The sequence below is a fragment of the Massilia phyllosphaerae genome (assembly GCF_034659755.1).
Classification (GTDB): domain Bacteria; phylum Pseudomonadota; class Gammaproteobacteria; order Burkholderiales; family Burkholderiaceae_D; genus Telluria; species Telluria phyllosphaerae.
Genome location: NZ_JAXSQX010000002.1, coordinates 716,566 through 734,696 on the forward strand (window position 1 = coordinate 716,566; position 18,131 = coordinate 734,696).

The 18,131-nt window shown below is 68.8% G+C and carries 16 protein-coding genes; 10 read left to right on the plus strand and 6 right to left on the minus strand.

Features of this window, described 5'->3' with window-relative positions:
• Window positions 1–88: 88 nt before the first annotated feature.
• Both U1H99_RS11325 and U1H99_RS11330 read left to right on the plus strand, forming a co-directional pair.
• A complete protein-coding gene (locus tag U1H99_RS11325; RefSeq protein WP_323141829.1) occupies window positions 89–355 on the plus strand; it encodes a cupin domain-containing protein in 267 nt (88 codons plus the stop codon).
• 81 nt (window positions 356–436) lie between these two features.
• Window positions 437–826 carry a cupin domain-containing protein gene (locus U1H99_RS11330; protein ID WP_323141830.1) on the plus strand — a complete coding sequence of 130 codons (390 nt, stop codon included), beginning with the start codon at window positions 437–439 and terminating at the stop codon, window positions 824–826.
• A 30-nt stretch (window positions 827–856) separates the two neighbouring features.
• Here U1H99_RS11330 and U1H99_RS11335 read toward each other — a convergent pair whose 3' ends face one another.
• Entirely contained in the window at window positions 857–1,720 is an 864-nt protein-coding gene (locus tag U1H99_RS11335; RefSeq protein WP_323141831.1) for a hypothetical protein, read from the minus strand.
• 80 nt (window positions 1,721–1,800) lie between these two features.
• The gene (locus U1H99_RS11340; protein ID WP_323141832.1) at window positions 1,801–4,230 is read right to left on the minus strand and encodes a glycoside hydrolase family 31 protein; all 2,430 of its coding nucleotides are present in this window, start codon (window positions 4,228–4,230) and stop codon (window positions 1,801–1,803) included.
• A 208-nt stretch (window positions 4,231–4,438) separates the two neighbouring features.
• Here U1H99_RS11340 and xth point away from each other — a divergent pair, with 208 nt between their 5' ends.
• Complete coding sequence (gene xth, locus U1H99_RS11345; protein ID WP_323141833.1) at window positions 4,439–5,230, plus strand: exodeoxyribonuclease III; 792 nt, start codon at window positions 4,439–4,441, stop codon at window positions 5,228–5,230.
• Window positions 5,231–5,258: 28 nt separating this feature from the next.
• On the opposite strand, the gene U1H99_RS11350 is transcribed toward xth, so the two are convergent.
• From U1H99_RS11350 to U1H99_RS11360, 3 genes are read right to left on the minus strand one after another with little or no spacing between them, the layout of a single operon-like run.
• Window positions 5,259–6,125: a hypothetical protein gene (locus U1H99_RS11350; protein WP_323141834.1), complete on the minus strand. Its 867-nt coding sequence runs from the start codon at window positions 6,123–6,125 to the stop codon at window positions 5,259–5,261.
• Window positions 6,126–6,149: 24 nt separating this feature from the next.
• Window positions 6,150–6,899 carry a hypothetical protein gene (locus U1H99_RS11355; protein ID WP_323141835.1) on the minus strand — a complete coding sequence of 250 codons (750 nt, stop codon included), beginning with the start codon at window positions 6,897–6,899 and terminating at the stop codon, window positions 6,150–6,152.
• Window positions 6,900–6,921: 22 nt separating this feature from the next.
• On the minus strand, window positions 6,922–7,545 hold the full coding sequence (locus tag U1H99_RS11360) for a TetR/AcrR family transcriptional regulator (protein WP_323141836.1): 624 nt from the start codon (window positions 7,543–7,545) through the stop codon (window positions 6,922–6,924).
• Window positions 7,546–7,630: 85 nt separating this feature from the next.
• Here U1H99_RS11360 and U1H99_RS11365 point away from each other — a divergent pair, with 85 nt between their 5' ends.
• Genes U1H99_RS11365 through U1H99_RS11380 form a run of 4 tightly spaced genes read left to right on the plus strand, consistent with a single transcriptional unit; the run spans window position 7,631 to window position 11,309 of the window.
• Window positions 7,631–9,097, plus strand: coding sequence for a flavin-containing monooxygenase (locus U1H99_RS11365; RefSeq protein ID WP_323141837.1), 1,467 nt, complete (start codon window positions 7,631–7,633; stop codon window positions 9,095–9,097).
• Complete coding sequence (locus U1H99_RS11370; RefSeq protein ID WP_323141838.1) at window positions 9,094–9,918, plus strand: SDR family NAD(P)-dependent oxidoreductase; 825 nt, start codon at window positions 9,094–9,096, stop codon at window positions 9,916–9,918. Before U1H99_RS11365 ends, U1H99_RS11370 begins: the two co-directional genes overlap by 4 nt.
• A complete protein-coding gene (locus U1H99_RS11375) occupies window positions 9,915–10,907 on the plus strand; it encodes an alpha/beta fold hydrolase (protein WP_375341598.1) in 993 nt (330 codons plus the stop codon). The genes U1H99_RS11370 and U1H99_RS11375 overlap by 4 nt, the downstream gene beginning before the upstream one ends.
• Window positions 10,908–10,934: 27 nt before the next feature.
• Window positions 10,935–11,309: a DUF423 domain-containing protein gene (locus U1H99_RS11380; protein WP_323141840.1), complete on the plus strand. Its 375-nt coding sequence runs from the start codon at window positions 10,935–10,937 to the stop codon at window positions 11,307–11,309.
• Between the two features lie 6 nt (window positions 11,310–11,315).
• On the opposite strand, the gene U1H99_RS11385 is transcribed toward U1H99_RS11380, so the two are convergent.
• Window positions 11,316–14,117 (minus strand): hybrid sensor histidine kinase/response regulator, encoded by a 2,802-nt coding sequence (locus U1H99_RS11385; RefSeq protein ID WP_323141841.1) that lies wholly within the window; start codon window positions 14,115–14,117, stop codon window positions 11,316–11,318.
• Between the two features lie 317 nt (window positions 14,118–14,434).
• On the opposite strand from U1H99_RS11385, the gene U1H99_RS11390 reads away from it, so the two are divergent.
• The 3 genes from U1H99_RS11390 to U1H99_RS11400 all read left to right on the plus strand — a co-directional run bounded on the left by U1H99_RS11390 (window position 14,435) and on the right by U1H99_RS11400 (window position 18,131).
• Window positions 14,435–15,667, plus strand: coding sequence for a 3-methyl-2-oxobutanoate dehydrogenase (2-methylpropanoyl-transferring) subunit alpha (locus U1H99_RS11390; protein WP_323141842.1), 1,233 nt, complete (start codon window positions 14,435–14,437; stop codon window positions 15,665–15,667).
• 70 nt (window positions 15,668–15,737) lie between these two features.
• Window positions 15,738–16,742 carry an alpha-ketoacid dehydrogenase subunit beta gene (locus tag U1H99_RS11395; protein WP_323141843.1) on the plus strand — a complete coding sequence of 335 codons (1,005 nt, stop codon included), beginning with the start codon at window positions 15,738–15,740 and terminating at the stop codon, window positions 16,740–16,742.
• Window positions 16,743–16,745: 3 nt separating this feature from the next.
• Window positions 16,746–18,131 carry a dihydrolipoamide acetyltransferase family protein gene (locus U1H99_RS11400; protein WP_323141844.1) on the plus strand — a complete coding sequence of 462 codons (1,386 nt, stop codon included), beginning with the start codon at window positions 16,746–16,748 and terminating at the stop codon, window positions 18,129–18,131.

Genomic DNA, 18,131 nt, shown 5'->3' on the forward strand with positions numbered 1-18,131 from the left:
GATTCATTGGAAAGTCCCATTATCGCGGCAGCGGCGCAAACCTGCTGGGCGGGTGCTACACTCGCCGGCCCAACCACAGGAGCACGACATGGAACACGAAGCATTCATCGACAGTCTGAAGGCGGACGGCTTTGCCGACCCGGTGCTGGTCGAGCGCGCGCCGGACACCGGGCTCGACGACCACACCCACCCGTTCGAGGCCAGGGCGCTCATCCTCGACGGCGAGATCACCATCGTCGCCGGCGGCAACGCACGCGTCTACCGGCCGGGCGACGTGTTCCACCTGCGGCGCGACGAGCCGCACGCCGAAAGCTATGGTCCGCAAGGGGTGCGCTACCTGTCCGGACGGCGCTAGGCGCTGCGTCCGATGTTGCTGAGCGGTATTTGGCACGACCGGGTACAATCCAGTCGTTCAAAACACCTAAGGAGAACGACTATGTCGGGTTACAGCATCAACATCGAAGAAAAGACACTGGCTGGTAATAATTTCCGTGAAGTGCTCTACACCACCGCGCGCAGCCAGCTGGTCATCATGACCCTGCAGCCGGGAGAGGACATCGGCCAGGAAAAGCACGAAGGCCACGACCAGTTCATCCGCGTCGAAGCCGGCAGCGGCGAAGCGATCCTGGACGGCGAGAAGCATGCGCTGGAAGACGGTACCGCGCTGGTGATCCCGGCCGGCACCGAGCACAACGTGATCAACACCTCGTCCAGCGAGCCGCTGCGCCTGTACACGCTATACACCCCACCCGAGCATCCGGACGGCATCGTGCATGCGACCAAGGCCGAGGCCGACGAGTACGAGAAACAGCACGGCCATCACTGATATGGGTCCCCGCGTGCGCGGGGACGACGTTCAGGGGGGCACATCGGCCCCCATCACCCCGCCCCGGCAGGCCAGCCCGAAGCGGGTCATCTCGCATTCGCGCCGGATGCACTGGCCTTCGTCGTAGCCGAGCGCCCGGCACTGCAGCAGGGTTTCCTCGCGCCGGCGCCGGTCCGACTGCACCCGTTCCACTGGCGCTCTCGACGCCGCTTTCGACACGGGATGCTCGCGCCGGATGCCGGGCATCGCCGGCTCGGTCGACACCGGCGCAGCCGGCTTGATGACCTCTTCCAAAATGGTCGGGGCCGGCCGCGGCGAGGACAGCACCGGGGCCAGAGTCGGCGCCGGAGCGGGCACGGGGGCCGGCGTCAAGGCCGGCGAACCCGCGGCCGGCGTCCCGGACGTTGACGTCGCGGCGTCCGGCACTCCCGCCGCCGTAGCGCCGGCCGCCGGAACGCCGGCCGCCACCACCTCCATCGCACCGTCCACCCGGCGCCCCTCGATCCTCCACAGCGCCCCTGCCGCCACCAGCGCCAGCACACCGGCGCCGATACTCCAGCCGAACACCCGGCGCCGCCAGCGCCCCGCCTTTTGCTGCGCATCCGCGCGCGCCGCATCCTGGCGCATCAGTTCGGCGAGCCAGTCCGGTTCTGGGGCCGTGGCGGCGTCCTGGGCCGGGTCGACCGACGGCTCGACCCGGCTTTCGGGTTCGGGTAATCTTGCAGTCGCATCGGGCGCCTCCCGGGCGCGATGCCAGACCGCTGGCCGCGCCGTGTGCGCAGCCGGCTCGGCTTGCGGTTCAGGCGGTGGTCCGCCCCGCGGCCGCTTGCGCCCGTCGAAGCCGGGCGGTGCGGCGCCGCTGTCGCCGATATCCTGCAGGAGTTGGGTTTTCATGGTGCGCTCGACGTCTGCCTCGCATGATCGCAGTCTAGCCGATCATGGAGGCAGCGCCAGCGCACCCGGCAATAGGCGAATCAGAGCGTGATCGCCACTTTCATGGCCGTGTCCGCCAGCGGCGGCAAGCTTACTTCCAGCAGGCGGCGCTTGGCGTCCCAGGCGAACGGCAGCGTTTTGCCGGCGGCCTGGACCGCGCGCGGACGGGCGCCGACGTTGTGCACCTTGAGTGCGAACGTGCGCGCCAGCGGCGTCGCGTTGGCACCACGTTCCGTGCGCAAACCGATCTCCAGCCGGCCAGCGCCGGCCTGGCTGTCGAAGCGCACCAGCGTCGACTGGCCCGATTCGAAGGCATGGGCGGTGGCGCCGTCGTCATCGTACAGCTGGCCCGCCGAGGCGCTGACCGAGGCGTCATGGTAATAGTGCAGCTCGAGCGCCTTGCCGCTGTAGTCCTGGGTGCTGTGTACGACCTTGGCCAGCGGGATGAAGGCGCCGGCGCGCACATAGGTCGGGATGTGCTCGGGCACCGTCGACACCGTCTCGAGGATGCCGCCGCGGTGCGGCTGGTCGCTGTAGAAGTCGAACCACACGCTGCCCGGCTTGCCGCCCTGGTTGGGGAAGTAGACTTCCTTGCGCAGCTGGCCGGCTTCGACCACCGGCGCCACCAGGAAGTCCGGACCCCACAGGTAGGTGCTGGAGATGGCCGGGGTCGGCACCATGTCGTTGTCCGGCTCTTCGAACAGTACCGGGCGCATCAGCGGCATGCCGGTGCGGCTGTTCTCGAATGCGGCCGTGTAGTTATAGGGCAGCATCGCGTAGCGCAGGCGCACCGCCTCGCGCGCCAGCGCTTTGGTCCGCGCCTCGCGGAACACCGGCTCGGCCGGCACCGCTTCCTGCGCGTGCGGGCGGAAGACCGGCTGGAACACGCCATACTGCAGCCAGCGCACGTACAGCTCGTCGTCCAGCACCGGCCCGGCAAAGCCGCCCAGGTCCGAGTGCATGTAGGCCTGGCCCTGCATGCCCATCTGCAGCGAGATTTCCATCTGCGACTGCAGCCCGCCCCAGCCGCGGCTGACGTCGCCCGACCACGGGATCATGCCGAAGCGCTGCGAGCCCGAGTAACCCGAGCGCATCAGGATGAAGGGACGCTCCTTCGGGAAGTCGCGCGCGTAGCCGTCGGCGATCAGGTGCGCCCATTCGTGGCCATAGATGTTATGGACCTCGTCGGCGGCGCCGGTGGCGTGGCGCGCCGCACTCGGGTGCATCTCCGGCTCGCCGAGGTCGCCCCACCAGCCGGCCACGCCGCCGGCCTTGAGTTCCTTGTAGATGTCCCAGAACCAGTTGCGCGCGGACGGCTTGAAGACGTCGACCAGGCCGGTGTTCCCGAAATAGAAATCGAACGTGAAGGGCTTGCCGTCCTTGTCCGTCGCCAGCACCTGGCGCTCGGCCGCTTCCTGCCAGCGCTTCGACGTCGTGAGCACGAAGGGTTCGGTAATCACCACGGTCTTGACGCCCTGTCGCGAAAAGTCGGCCATCATCTGTTCCGCGTGCGGGAAGCTGTCGCGGTCCCAGGCCAGGTTGCCCATCGTGCCCTTGACCGTCTTGCCGAACCAGTACAGGTCGAGCACGACGGCGTCGAGCGGGATGTCGTCGCGGCGGAACTGGTCGACCACGGCGCGCGTCTCGGCTTCGCTGTGATAGCCGAAACGGCTGGCGAAATTGCCGAAGGCCCAGCGCGGCGGCAGCGGCTGGCGCCCGGTCAGTCGGGTAATGCCGTCCATGACCCCAGCCCAGTCGTCGCCGGCGACCACCTGGTAGGTCTTGCGGCCGCCCGGCGTTTCGAAACGCAGCGTGCCGTCCTTGCGGCTGTCCATGTCGAGCCAGCCGGCCTGCGGATTATCGAAGTGAATCGCATATTTGCGCGAGGACAGTGCCATCGGGATGCCATAGCCCATCTGCTCGGCGCGGTTGGCAAAGCCGTAGGAGGCCTTGTTATACAGGCGGAAGCGGTTGCCGCGGCGGTTCATGCCAACCGCGCGCGAACCGGCGCCGTACAGCACCTCGTCGGGGTCGAGCGCGAATTCGATCGCCTGCAGGCCGTCGGCCCGGCCGAAGCCGCCCTTTTCCGCGACCAGCGGCTTGCCCTTGTAGCTGTAGCTGATGCGGAACGGGTTCTTGTCGACCGTGACCGTGATGCCTTCCGTGACCAGTTCGATGCGGCCGCCGCTTTCCTTCACCGCCGCCTTGCCCGCGCCGGGCGACAGCACCACGGCATGCGAGGCCGGCACCGGCGCATCGCCACGGGCCACGAAGGTGGTTTCGACGATGTTCGGCGCGTAGGGCTTGATGACGTAGCGGCCGTCGCTGGTGGCGATCTCGAGGCCGGCACCGTTGCCGCTGAAGCTCTGGAAAGTGCGCTGGGCGTTCTGGGCGGCGGCAAGCGGGCTGGAGGAAAGTGCGGCGGCCGCGGACAGGGTCCAGGCCAGCCGGTGGAAGGTGGGAGTGGTCATGGTCTCGTTTTGATTGGAATTATTGCAGGCGAGAGCATGCCAGAATTCGCAGGCTTCAGGTAGTTAATTTACAAGCCACTGGAGGGCCCGAAGAAATCACCCGAGAATCTCCGTAGTTTGACTACTTAAACTCGGCACGAAATCATCCGTGCGGCAGCCCGGCCATTCTCCGGTCAAAATAACACCATCGAAACACAGGAGTCTGCGCATGCGCGTCGCCACATTCAACGTCAACGGCATCGGCGCCCGTATCGGCGCCCTGCTGCAATGGCTCGAGGAAACCCAACCCGACGTCGCCTGCCTGCAAGAGCTGAAGGCACCGCAGGAAAAATTCCCGGAAGCGGCCATCCGCGAGGCCGGCTACTACCCGATCTGGCACGGCCAGAAAAGCTGGAACGGGGTCGCGATTCTTGCCCGCATGGGTAACGGAATGCAGGAACCGCAGGAAGTCACGCGCGGCTTGCCGGGCGACCCGACGGACGAACAGAGCCGCTACCTCGAAGCCGCGGTCAACGGCATCCTGATCGCCTGCCTGTACCTGCCGAACGGGAATCCGGCGCCCGGTCCCAAGTTCGACTACAAGCTGGCCTGGTTCGAGCGCTTCCACAATCGCGCGCAGGAACTGATGGACAGCGGCACGCCGGTGATCCTATGCGGCGACTACAACGTGATCCCGACCGAGCGCGACGTCTACAAACCCGAGCGCTGGGTCGACGATGCCCTGTTCCGCCCAGAATCGCGCGCCGCCTACCGCAAACTGCTGGACGCCGGCTGGTACGACGCGCTGCGCGAGACGCATCCGGACGAGACGATCTACACCTTCTACGATTACATGCGCGACGCCTACGGCCGCAACGCCGGCCTGCGCATCGACCATCTGCTGCTCAGTCCAAAGCTGGTGCCGCACCTGAAGACGGCCGGGACCGACCACGCGGTGCGCGGCCGCGAAAAGCCGAGCGACCACGTGCCGACCTGGGTCGATCTCGACTGGCCGGCCTGAGGCTGGGCGCTAAAAGCCAACGTGGCGGCTAGTCGCGCGCGAGCGCGGCCAGCAGCTTACTGATGTCGACGTGCCAGAAAGCGGCGCGCAGCGGATACGGCGCCGCGCACGGTACGGCCAGCGTCGCGCCGTCCTTCAGGCCCAGCACGACCTGGTGGCGCGCCGTGCACGCGGCGCTCATGGCGGCGCCGGTACCGGGGTGGCCGGTCAGCGGCAAGCCTTCGACGGCGGTGACATGGGCATCGCGGGTAAAGGTCTTGCAGACCTTCATGCCGTCGAGGACGACGCCGTCCGGCACCGGCGCGCTGCCACTGCGCCCGCCGCAATCGTCCTTCATCAACTTGACGATGGCGCGCAGCACCATCGCGTCGCGCTCGGCCTGGGTCGGCGGCGCCAGTCTGGCCAGGCCGGTTTCGTCCAGCAGCGCCGCCCATTGCGCATCCATCGGGCCGGTGCCGTTCAGCAGATGCGCAACCTGGCTGGATACGCAGCGCGCGGACGGCGCGGTGCCGCAATCCAGCGCCTGCGCGAAGTCCGGCTGGGCGCCGGCCTTGAGCGCGGCATAGAAGGCGTCGACGCGGGCCAGCGCCGAGCCCGGCCCCTCGCGCGCGGCCAGCCCATAGGCATAGACGGCCAGGCCACACGCGTATTCGAGCCGGTTCACGCCGATCTGGCGCGGCGTCAGCGCCCGCCAAGCCTGGCCGTCGGTATACAACATGCAGGTCGACAGGGCGCGATCGAGGTCGGCGCCGGCCTCTGCCGGCGTCATCCAGCCCTCGTGCACCGAGGTCACCCAGCGCAGGAATTCGCCGCCGCCCTCGTGGATCAGGCACGCGTCGGGATAGGCGTCGACGGCGTCACGCATCTGGAAGCGGTGGCTGAATTCGTGCGCCACCAGCAGGGTCAGCTGGGCGTGTTCCTAGGGACCGGGGTCGCGCGGCCAGTTGTACAGCGACAGGCGCAGCACGTCGCCGGCGTCGCCGCCGATACGCGGTCCGCCGGGGTCCGCCACCAGGCCCGCGGCCAGCATCGGCGGCTTGAAGTCGGCATGGGGCAGCGCGCCGCGCAGGTAGGCGACGGTACCGTCGGCAACCTGCCTGATCCGGGCCAGTGCCGCCGGCGACAGGCGCGGGTCGAAGTAGCCGGGCGTGCCGAAGGCGGTCTTGCCGGGCGCGCTCGCCAGCAGCAGCACCGAACTGTCCTCGCCCGCCGCGTCGGCCGCATCCCGGTAGGCCTGGCCGCCGGCCGCGACCCAGGGCGCTGCCAGGCGGTAGCGCGGCTTGCCGCAGCTGTCGGCAACTGCATAATTGGAGAGGTGGGCGTACAGGCCCTGCCCCAGCGGGAAGGCGGCCGGGTAACCGGCCTGCTCGGTCGCGGCGGGTACGCGGAAACGCAGTACCGCGCAGCTGGCATCGAGGCGCGCCAGGCGGTCGGCGCCGGCGCTGCCGCAGGCGTCCAGCGGCTGCCACGCGCGGCGCATGCGGGCGCCGTCGCTGCCGTTCTTGGTAAAGGCAAGGCCGTCACAGCCGGGCGGCAAGGCATAGCTGACTTCCAGCGCGTCCGGCGCGGCCAGGCGCAGTTCGACATTCACCGCGGGCGCGGCCGCCCCCGCGGACAGCACGCCAGCCAGCAGCGGCGACAGCAACAACGACGGCGTCAAGCTGCGCATGCGCGCCTCCTCGATGATGATTTCAGGCGGGGCGCAACGGCTGGTCCAGCGTCATCCCGAGCCGCAGTCCGCTGTCGGTGACGCGCTCGATATCGGGCGTGTAGCCATCCTCGATCCAGCGCAGGGCGATGTGGATCACGCCGCCGACGATCCCCGCCTGCAGCAGCGGGTCGGCCACCGCTTCGGGCGACTCGATGACGCGTCCGACTTCCTCGCCGATCGCGCGCAGCGCGGCGTCGAAGGCCTTGTCGACGGCGCGGCTGACGCCCCGGATCTCGACCAAAAACACCCGCGCCGAACGCGGCTCGCGCTGCAGCGCCGCGAAATAAGCGTGCAGCATGGCGCGCGAGCGTGCCTCGCGCGTCGGCTCGGCGGCGCGCGCCGCCGCCATGATCTCTTCCATGACCGCATAAGTCACCGCGTTGAAGCAGGCGATCAGTAGTTCTTCGCTGTTGGCGAAGGATTCGTAGAAATAGCGTTCGGTCAGGCCGGCGGCTTCGCACACCGCTTTCACGGTCGCCTGGCGGTAGCCGCGCTCGCCGTAGACAGCGACGCCGGCGGAAATCAGCTGGGCACGGCGCTGGGCACGCCGCTCGTCCTGGGGGATGCCGCGATACGGCCGGGCTGGGGTGGGTTCTGGAGGCATCCTTCTATTTTGGCACAGAATATTGTCTTTCAGATTTTGACAATGTAGAGTGTCAATCTTAAAAATCGACAAGATCCGAGACAGCATGTTCCTCGACCCTGAACCGCTCGACGTATTGATCGTCGGCGCCGGCCTGTCCGGCATCGGCGCCGCCTGGCATCTCCAGAAGCGCTGCCCCGGCAAGACCTATGCCGTGCTCGAGTCGCGCGCCGCCATCGGCGGCACCTGGGACCTGTTCCGCTACCCCGGCGTGCGCTCGGATTCGGACATGTACACGCTCGGCTACGGCTTCCAGCCCTGGACCGCGGGCAAGGCGATCGCCGACGGCCCCTCGATCCGCCGCTACATCGAAGACACGGCGCGCAAGAGCGGCATCGACCGCCACATCCGCTTCAATCACAAGGTGGTGGCTGCGCACTGGTCGAGCAGCGAGGCGCTGTGGCGCGTCGAGGTCGAGGTCGACGGCGCCGTCCAGGTCCTGCAGACCCGCTTCCTGTACATGTGCAGCGGCTACTACAGCTACGACGAAGCCTACCGGCCCACGTTCTCGGGCGAGGACAGCTTCCGCGGCCGCATCGTGCAGCCGCAGTTCTGGCCACGCGACCTGGAGTGGCGCGGCAAGCGGGTGGTGGTGGTCGGCAGCGGCGCCACCGCGGTGACGCTGGTACCCTCGATGGCGGCGGAGGCCGCGCACGTCACCATGCTGCAGCGCTCTCCGACCTACATCGTCAGCCGCCCGTCCGAATACCGATTTGCGCAGAAATACCGCCGCTGGCTGCCGGAAAAGGCGGCCTACCTGGCGACCCGCTGGCGCGTGATCGTCGAAAGCATGCTGCTATACCGCGTCACGCGCGCCAAGCCGGATCTGGCCAAGCAGAAGATCGTCGCCATGGCGCGGCGCCAGCTGGGCCCCGGCTACGACGTCGACACCCACTTCACGCCGCGCTACAAGCCGTGGGACCAGCGCGTGTGCGTGGTGCCGGACGGCGACCTGTTCAAGGCGATCCGGAGCGGGCGCGCCTCGGTCGTCACCGACCACATCGAGCGCTTCGACGAACACGGCCTGCTGCTGAAATCGGGGCAGGCGCTGGCGGCCGACATCGTCGTGCTGGCGACCGGCCTCAAGGTCAAACTCATGGGCGGCATCGCCATCACGGTCGACGGCCAGCCGTTCAGGGCGAACGACGCCATGTCGTACAAGGGCATGATGCTCAGCGGCCTGCCCAACTGCGTGATGACCTTCGGCTACACTAACGCTTCCTGGACACTCAAGGCCGACCTGACCGCCGAATACGTATGCCGCCTGCTGCGCCACATGGACCGTCACCGCCAGGCCATCGCCGTGGTGCACCGCGAAGCCGGGGTAGAGCCGCGGCCCTTCCTCGGCTTCACGTCGGGCTACGTCCAGCGCGCCGCGCGCGAACTGCCGCAACAGGGTTCGCGCGCGCCCTGGCACGTCCACCAGAACTACCTGCAGGACATGCTCACCATCCGTTTCGGCCGCATCGCCGACGGCATCATGCACTTCGGTGCCAAAGGAACCCTGCCATGACCTCTTCCTCGCTGAACCTGAACAACCGTGTCGCCGTCGTCACCGGCGCCGGCGGCGGCATCGGCCGCGCCACCGCGCTGTCGCTGGCGCGGCGCGGCTGCCACCTGGCGCTGGCCGACATCGACGACGCCGGCGTCCAGGCCACCGCGCGCGATGCCCAGAGCCTGGGCGTGCGCGCCAGTGCGCACCGCCTCGACGTCGCCGACCGCGCCGCCGTCGCCGCCTTTCCGCAACTGGTGGAGAGCGTGCACAAGCGCGTCGACCTGTTGATGAACAACGCCGGCGTGGCACTCGGCGGCACCTTCGAGCAGGTGGCGGCGGACGATTTCGACTGGCTGATGGAGGTGAATTTCCACGCCGTGGTGCGCATGACGCGCGCCTTCCTGCCGCACCTGCACCGCAGCGACGACGGCCGCATCGTCAACGTCTCGAGCATCTACGGCATCATCACTCCGCCCGGCCAGGCCGCCTATGCCGCCAGCAAGTTCGCGGTGCGCGGCTTTTCCAACGTGCTGCGCAACGAACTCGAAGGCAGCAGCGTCGGCGTGTCGGTGGTGCATCCGGGCGGGGTCGCCACCTCGATCGCGAAGAATGCGCGCATCCCGGCCAGCGCCCCGCGCGAGGAAGTCGAGCGCGGCCGCAAGAACATGGAAAAGCTGCTGCGCATGCAGCCGGACGAAGCCGGCGAGATCATCGTGCGCGGCATCGAGAAGCGCCAGGCGCGCATCCTGGTCGGCAGCGACGCCAAGGCCGCCGCGCTGCTGGAGCGCCTGGCGCCGGTCGGCTACTGGAGCCTGCTCAAGAAGGCGATGAAACGATGAGCGTCGTGCTGACACTCCTCGGTTTCCTGGGCGGCATCGCGGTGGCCGGACTGGCGGGCAGCTGGCTGGTCACGCTGGCGCTCAAGCGCAAGGTCGAATCGCTGCTGCCGCCGAAAGGCCGCTTTGTCGACGTCGCCGGCGCCCGCCTGCACGTGCGCGAATTCGGCGAGGGGCCGGCGATCCTGATGATCCACGGTCTGGGCGGCCAGATGGCGCACTTCACCTATGCCGTCACGGCGAGGCTGGCCGGGCGCTTCCGGGTGGTAGTGGTCGACCGACCGGGCAGCGGCTGGTCCACGGCGAGCGGCAGCGCCAACCTGTCGGCCCAGGCGGCCACGCTGGCGGCCCTGGTCGAGCGCCTGGCGCTGGGCCGGCCGCTGGTGGTCGGCCACTCGCTCGGCGGCGCGGTCGCGCTGGCACTGGCGCTGGACCACCCGGACAAGGTCGCCGGCCTGGCGCTGCTGGCGCCGCTCACCTACATGCCCGAAGGCGAGCGCGTACCGGAAGTATTTGAAGGCCTGATGGTGCGCTCGGCGCCGCTGCGCACGCTGCTGGCCTGGACCCTGGCCACGCCGCGCTCGATCGGCAAGAGCAAGCAGACCCTGGACCAGGTGTTCGGCCCGGACAAGGTACCCAACGATTTCGGCATGCGCGGCGGCGGCCTGCTGTCGCTGCGCCCGGCGGCCTACTTGGCGGCATCGAACGACCTGCAAGCGCTGGACGGCCGCCTGCCGCTGCAGCAGGCGCGCTACGGCGAGCTGCGACTGCCGCTCGGCATCCTGTTCGGCCGCGACGACCGCATCCTCGACTGGCGCCACAACGGCCAGGCGCTGGCGGACAAGGTCGGCGGCGCGCGGCTGGAACTGGTCGACGGCGGCCACATGCTGCCGGTGACGCAGCCGGACGCCTGCGTCGCCCTGATCGAGCAGATGGCGCAGGCCAGCGTCCTGGCCGGCGGCGGCGCCCAACCGGCTGCCGGCGCGCGCTGATTGCGCCGCCTGGGGTAGAGTAGCGCCATGGACCTCGACCGCATCCTCATCGCCACCGGCGCCATTTCCGCCTTCCTCGGCGTCGGCCTCGGCGCCTTCGGCGCGCATGGCCTGCGCAAGCGCCTCTCGCCCGACATGCTGGCGGTATTCGACATCGGCGTGCGCTACCAGCTGGTCCACGCGCTGGCCCTGCTCGCCGCGGGCGCGGCGGCGTCCAGGTTGTCCGCGGGCGCGCTGACGGCCGCCGGCGTGCTGTTCGTCGTCGGCACCGTGGTATTTTCCGGTTCGCTGTATGTGTTGGCCCTGAGCGGCCGCAAATGGCTGGGCGCCATCACGCCGCTCGGCGGACTGGCGCTGCTCGCCGGCTGGGCCAGCCTGGCCTGGGCCGCTCTCGGCGCCTGATCCGCGTCACGCCGCCGGCGCCAGCACTTCCATCAGCGATTGCAGGTTGTAGGGTTTGCGCAGCACCACCGCGTCCGGCCAGTTGTTCACTTCCCCGGTACCGGTGGCAAACACGATGCGGATCGCCGGTGCCTGCGCGCGCGCCTGGGCCGCCAGCAGGTCGCCCGACATCCCCGGCAGCATGACGTCGGTGATCAACAGATCGGACGCCCCAGAAATCAGCGCCAGCGCGCCTTCGGCGTCGGCCGCTTCCGCCACCTCGTGTCCCAGGTGGCGCAGCAGCGCGGCGGTGGCCTCGCGGATGTCGTCCTCGTCCTCGACCAGCACGATGCGCAGGCGTCCGTCGTTTGCGGCGGCAGTTGGAGGCGGCAGCGCCTGCGTGGCCGCCGGCTGCACCCGGCCGCGACCGGCAGCGATCACCTGGCGGATGCGCCGTGCCAGGCTTTCGCGCGTGTACGGCTTGCCGAGCAGTTCGACCCCGGGGTCGAGGCGGCCGCCGTGGACGATCGCGTTCTCGGTATAGCCGGAGGTGAACAGCACCGCCAGGTTGGGCAGCCGTTCGCGCGCCATGCGCGCCAGCTCCGGACTGCGCAGGGTACCGGGCATGACCACGTCGGTGAACAGCACGTCGATCGGCACGCCGGATTCCACCACCGCCAGCGCGCTGGCCGCATCGGCCGCCTTCAGCACGCGGTAGCCGAGCGCGGTCAGCATTTCGACCACGGTGGCGCGCACCGCCTCGTCGTCCTCGGCCACCAGGATGGTCTCGGTGCCGCCCACGGCCTGCTGCGGCTCCAACGCGCCGACCGCCTCTTCGCCGGCCAGGGTGCGCGGCAGGTAGATCTTGACCGTGGTACCCTGCCCGGCTTCGCTGTAGATCTTGACATGGCCGCCGGACTGCTTGACGAAGCCGTACACCATCGACAGCCCGAGGCCGCTGCCCTTGCCTTCTTCCTTGGTAGAGAAGAAGGGTTCGAAGGCCTTGGCCAGCACCTCGGGCGCCATGCCGGTGCCGGTATCGGTCACGGCCAGCATCACGTACTGGCCGGGCGCCACCTCTGCGTGCGAGCGGCAATACAGGTCGTCCAGCACGGCGTTGTTGGCCTCGATCGTCAGCCGGCCCGCCGCCATGCCGCCGGCGCTCATCGCGTCGCGCGCGTTGATCGCCAGGTTCAGCAGCGCGTTCTCGAGCTGGGCGACGTCGATCGCCGTGTTCCACAGGCCACCCGAGATCACCAGCTCGACCTCGATTTCCTCGCCCAGCGAGCGGCGCAGCATGTCTTCCATGCCGATCACCACGCGGCTGAGCTTGACCACGCGCGGCTCCAGCGGCTGGCGGCGCCCGAACGCCAGCAGGTAGCTCGCCAGCTTGGCGCCTTTTTCCACCGCCGAACGCGCGTTGGCGATCCAGCGCTGCAGGCTGGGACCGTCGCCGTCCATCTCCATCAGCTGCAGGTTGCCGGAAATGATCTGCAGCAGGTTGTTGAAGTCGTGCGCCACCCCGCCGGTGAGCTTGCCGACGGTCTCCATCTTCTGCGCCTGTTGCAGCGCCAGCTCGGTGCGGCGGATCTGCTCGGCCTGCTCGCGGTCGGCCGTGATGTCGCGCCCGATCGCGTGGATGAGGCCGGCGTCCGGCGCGGCATTCCAGGACAGCAGGCACCAGCTGCCATCCTTGCGCCGCAGGCGGCTCTCGACCTTGTGGATGGACTGGCCACGGCCCAGCATGGCCATCTGGGCGACGACGGCGCCCTGGTCTTCCGGGTGCACCAGCTCCAGGTGGTTGCGGCCGACGATATCGGCCTCGCTCCAGCCGAGCAACGCGCCGAAGGCCGGGCTGACCGCCTGCACGACGCCGTCGAAGCCGGCCACCAGCATGATGTCCTTCGACAGGCGCCACATGCGGTCGCGCTCGGCGGTGCGCTGTGCCACCGCCTGCTCGAGGCCAGCGTTGAGCTCCGCCAGCGAGCGCGCCGACTGCTTCTGCTGTTCGATATCGGTATTGGTGCCGATCCAGTACAGCACCTTGCCGCCGGCTTCGCGCACCGGCACCGCACGCGACAAGTGCCAGCGGTAGCCGCCGTCGCGGGCGCGCAGGCGCAGCTCGGCCTCGAACGCGCCGCCGGAGGCCACCGCGGTGGCCCAGCGCGTGGTCAGGCTGCGCAGATCCTCGGAATGCACCATCGCCGTCCAGCCGATGCCGGCCAGCTGCGCCGGCGCCAGGCCGCTGTAGTCGACTGCGCGCTCGTTGAACCAGTCGGCATGACCGTCCGCGTCGGTGGTCCAGACCTGGTGCGGCATCGACTGGGCAAAGGTACGAAACTTGGCTTCGCCGGCACGCTCCGCACGTTCGGCGCGCACCCGCTCGGTGACGTCGCTGCCCTGCACGAAAATGCCGAACACCTCGCCGTCGGCACCGCGCAGCGGCTGGCACACGAAATCGACAAAGACCTGGCGGCGGTTGCCGCAAGGTTCGGCCAGCCACAGCTCGCGCGCCTGGGCCGCATGGGCCGTGCCGCTGCGGTAGACGCGGTCCAGCAAGCCGATCACGCCCTGCGGCAGTGTTCCCGGCAGTGCCTCGCGCACCGGTTTGCCGACCAGCGGACGGCCGCTCACCAGCGCCCTCCAGGCCGCGTTGGCCAGCTGGAACACATGGTCCGGGCCGTCCAGCTGCAGCATGAAGCCGGGCGCCTGCTCGAACATCGCCTGCAGCCGCGCGCGCTCGCCGTCGCGGTAGTGATCGATCAGTTCGCCCAGCTGGTCACTGAAGGCTGCAAAAGTACTGGCGGGCGCCGCTACTTCTTTCAACATCTTGTCACTGTGAATATGATCTTGTGAAGTAAGCAATTGTATCCGGCTTTGCATTTCTGGGCGGCACAATTTAGCGCTCAGTCAGCAGACCCGCCGTGGGGCCGCGCCAGGGACCGCGCTTCGCTTGCCGCAATCGACGCTGCATCGCTGCGCTGCGTGCTACCGTCGCAGCCTGCGCCTGTGGGCGATGTGGCCGCCGACGCACGGCGGCGTGCTGCAGTACAGCATCGAAATAGTTCGCCAACCCAGCCGTGCGAAGCGTTGCCGCACTTAATATGTTCCCTGCCGCACATACCTTACCGAGGGAGAAAGCGAATATGAGCCAGAGTGAACCTCTGTCGCTGCACGTCCCGGAGCCTACCGGCCGCCCGGGTTGCAAGACCGATTTTTCGTATCTACAAATGAGCCCTGCCGGCTCGGTGCCGCGTCCCGGCGTCGACGTCGGCTACCAGGACACGGCCGCGATCGCCGCCACCCTGATCCGCGTCCTCGACGAGGACGACAATGCCGTCGGCCCATGGGACCCGGCGCTGGACCGCGAGACGCTGCGCTTCGGCCTGCGCACGATGATGAAGACGCGCATCTTCGACGCGCGCATGGTCATCGCCCAGCGCCAGAAGAAGCTGTCGTTCTACATGACCTCGCTCGGCGAGGAAGCCATCGGCACCGCGCATGCGCTGGCGTTGGAGGATGGCGACATGTGCTTCCCGACCTACCGCCAGCAAAGCCTGCTGATGGCGCGCGAGTACCCGCTGGTCGACATGGTGTGCCAGCTGCTCTCCAACGAACGCGATCCGATGAAGGGCCGCCAGCTGCCGGTCATGTACTCGGTCAAGGCCAAAGGCTTCTTCACCATTTCCGGCAACCTGGCGACCCAGATCCCGCAAGCGGTCGGCTGGGCCATGGCGTCGGCGATCAAGGGCGACACCAAGATCGCCTCCGGCTGGATCGGCGACGGCGCCACCGCCGAGAGCGACTTCCACACCGGCCTCACCTTCGCCCACGTCTACAAGGCGCCGGTGATCCTGAACGTGGTCAACAACCAGTGGGCGATCTCGACCTTCCAGGCGATCGCCGGCGGCGAATCCGTGACCTTCGCCGCGCGGGGCGTCGGCGCCGGCATCGCCTCGCTGCGCGTCGACGGCAACGACTTCCTGGCCGTGTACGCGGCTTCCTGCTGGGCCGCCGAGCGCGCCCGCCGCAACCTGGGCCCGACGCTGATCGAATGGGTGACCTACCGCGCCGGCCCGCACTCGACCTCCGACGATCCGTCGCGCTACCGTCCGGCCGACGAATGGACCTACTTCCCGCTGGGCGACCCGATCGGCCGCCTGCGGCGCCACCTGACCAAGAAGGGCTGGTGGTCCGACGCCGAGCACGAGGCCCTGCAGGCCGAACTGGAAGCCGAAGTCGTGGCCGCGCAAAAGGAAGCCGAGCGCCACGGCACGCTGATCGACGGCCGCGTGCCGAGTGCGGCATCGATGTTCGAGGACGTCTATGAAGAGATGCCCGCACACCTGCGCCGCCAACGCCAACAACTGGGGGTTTGAGGTGAAGAGAGACATCGATAAAGACGCGGTGGCCGTGGATGCCGCTGCGCAGGAAGCAAAAACCACATCCATGACGATGATCCAGGCCCTCCGTTCGGCCATGGACGTCATGATGGAACGCGACGACAACGTGGTGGTCTACGGCCAGGACGTCGGCTATTTCGGCGGCGTGTTCCGCGTCACCGACGGCCTGCAGGCCAAGTACGGCAAGCAGCGCGCCTTCGACGCCCCGATTTCCGAGGGCGGCATCGTCGGCACCGCGGTCGGCATGGCCGCCTACGGGCTACGCCCGGTGATCGAGATCCAGTTTGCCGACTATTTTTATCCGGCGACCGACCAGATCGTGTCCGAAGCGGCGCGCCTGCGCTACCGCTCGGCCGGCGACTTCACGTCGCCGCTGACGATCCGCATGCCTTGCGGCGGCGGCATCTACGGCGGCCAGACCCACAGCCAGAGCCCGGAAGCCTTTTTCACGCACGTCTGTGGCCTGCGCACCGTGATGCCGTCGAATCCGTACGATGCGAAGGGCTTGCTGATCGCCTCGATCGAAAACAACGACCCGGTGATCTTCCTGGAACCGAAGCGCCTCTACAACGGGCCTTTCGACGGCCACCACGACCGCCCGGTCGTGGCATGGTCCAAGCATGACATGGGCAAGGTGCCCGAGGGTTACTACACGGTACCGCTGGACAAGGCGGCCGTGTTCCGTCCCGGCGCCGACCTGACCGTGCTCACCTACGGCACCATGGTGTGGGTGTCGGAAGCGGCGGCCAACGAAACCGGCGTCGACGCCGAGATCATCGACCTGCGCACGCTGTGGCCGCTCGACCTCGACACCATCGTCGAATCGGTGAAAAAGACCGGCCGCTGCGTGATCGTGCACGAAGCGACCCGCACCAGCGGCTTCGGCGCCGAACTGGCGGCGCTGGTGCAGGAACACTGCTTCTACCAGCTGGAAGCGCCGATCGAGCGCGTCACCGGCTGGGACACGCCCTACCCGCACGCCCAGGAATGGGCGTACTTCCCGGGACCGGACCGCGTGGGCGCGGCATTCAAACGTGCGATGGAGGCGTAAGCGATGGGCATTCATGTAATCAAGATGCCCGACCTGGGCGAAGGCATCGCGGAAGTGGAAGTGGTGGCTTGGCGCGTGCAGCCGGGCGACGCCGTCACGGAAGACCAGGTGCTGGCCGACGTCATGACCGACAAGGCGACCGTCGAGATTCCGTCGCCGGTGCACGGCACCGTCACGGCGCTGGGCGGCAAGGTCGGCGAATCGCTGGCGGTGGGGGCGGAGCTGATCCGGCTCGAGATCGAGGGCGCCGGCAATGTGGCTGCTGCCGCGCAGGGGGCGCCTCAGGCCACCGCACAGGCTGCAGAGCACGCCGCGGCGGCCGAGCCGGCGTCGCAGGCGGACCTGGCCCCGAACCGGGTCGGTCCCGACATGGGCACCAAGGCTGCGGCGCAGCCGGCGGCCGCCACCCCGGCGCCGGCGGCCGTGACGCGTGAGCCGGCCGCTACCCGCGGCGCAGGCGCGCCACGCAGCGCGCAGCCGCAACGCCCGGCCTTCCGCGCCCAGGGCGACAAGCCGGTGGCCGCGCCGGCCGTACGCAAGCGCGCCTGGGACCTGGGCATCGAGCTGCAGTACGTGGCCGGCAGCGGCCCCGCCGGACGCATCACGCATGCCGACCTCGATGCGCACGTGGCCGGCCGCGGCCGCGCGCCGGGCACCGGCAGCCAGGCCGACGAACGCTACGCCGAGCTGTCCGGCGAAGAAGCGGTGCCGGTCATCGGCCTGCGCCGCAAGATCGCCGAGAAGATGCAGCAGGCCAAGCGCCAGATCCCTCACTTCACCTACGTCGAGGAAATCGACGTCACCGAACTGGAAACGCTGCGCAACCAGCTCAACGCGCGCTACGGCGCCGAGCGCGGCAAATTGACGCTGCTGCCGCTGCTGATGCGCGCCGTGGTCCTGGCCGTGCGCCGGTTCCCGGAAGTGAACGCCCGTTACGACGACGTCGCCGGCGTGGTCACCCGTTACCAGCCGGTCCACCTCGGCATCGCGACCCAGACCGAGGCCGGTCTGATGGTGCCGGTGGTCCGCAACGCCGAGGCGCGCGATCCGTGGGCCAGCGCGGCCGAGATCGTACGCCTGGCGGAAGCGGCGCGCACCGGCAAGGCGGCGCGCGACGAGCTGTCCGGCTCGACCATCACCATCACCAGCCTGGGGCCGCTGGGCGGCATCGTCCACACCCCGGTCATCAATCACCCGGAAGTGGCGATCGTCGGCGTCAACAAGATCGTCGAGCGGCCGGTGGTGCGCAACGGCGGCATGGTGGCGCGCAAGATGATGAACCTGTCGTCCTCGTTCGACCACCGCGTGATCGACGGCATGGTGGCGGCCGAATTTGTCCAGGCGATCCGCGGCTACCTCGAGTGCCCGGCGACCCTGTTCGTGGAGTGA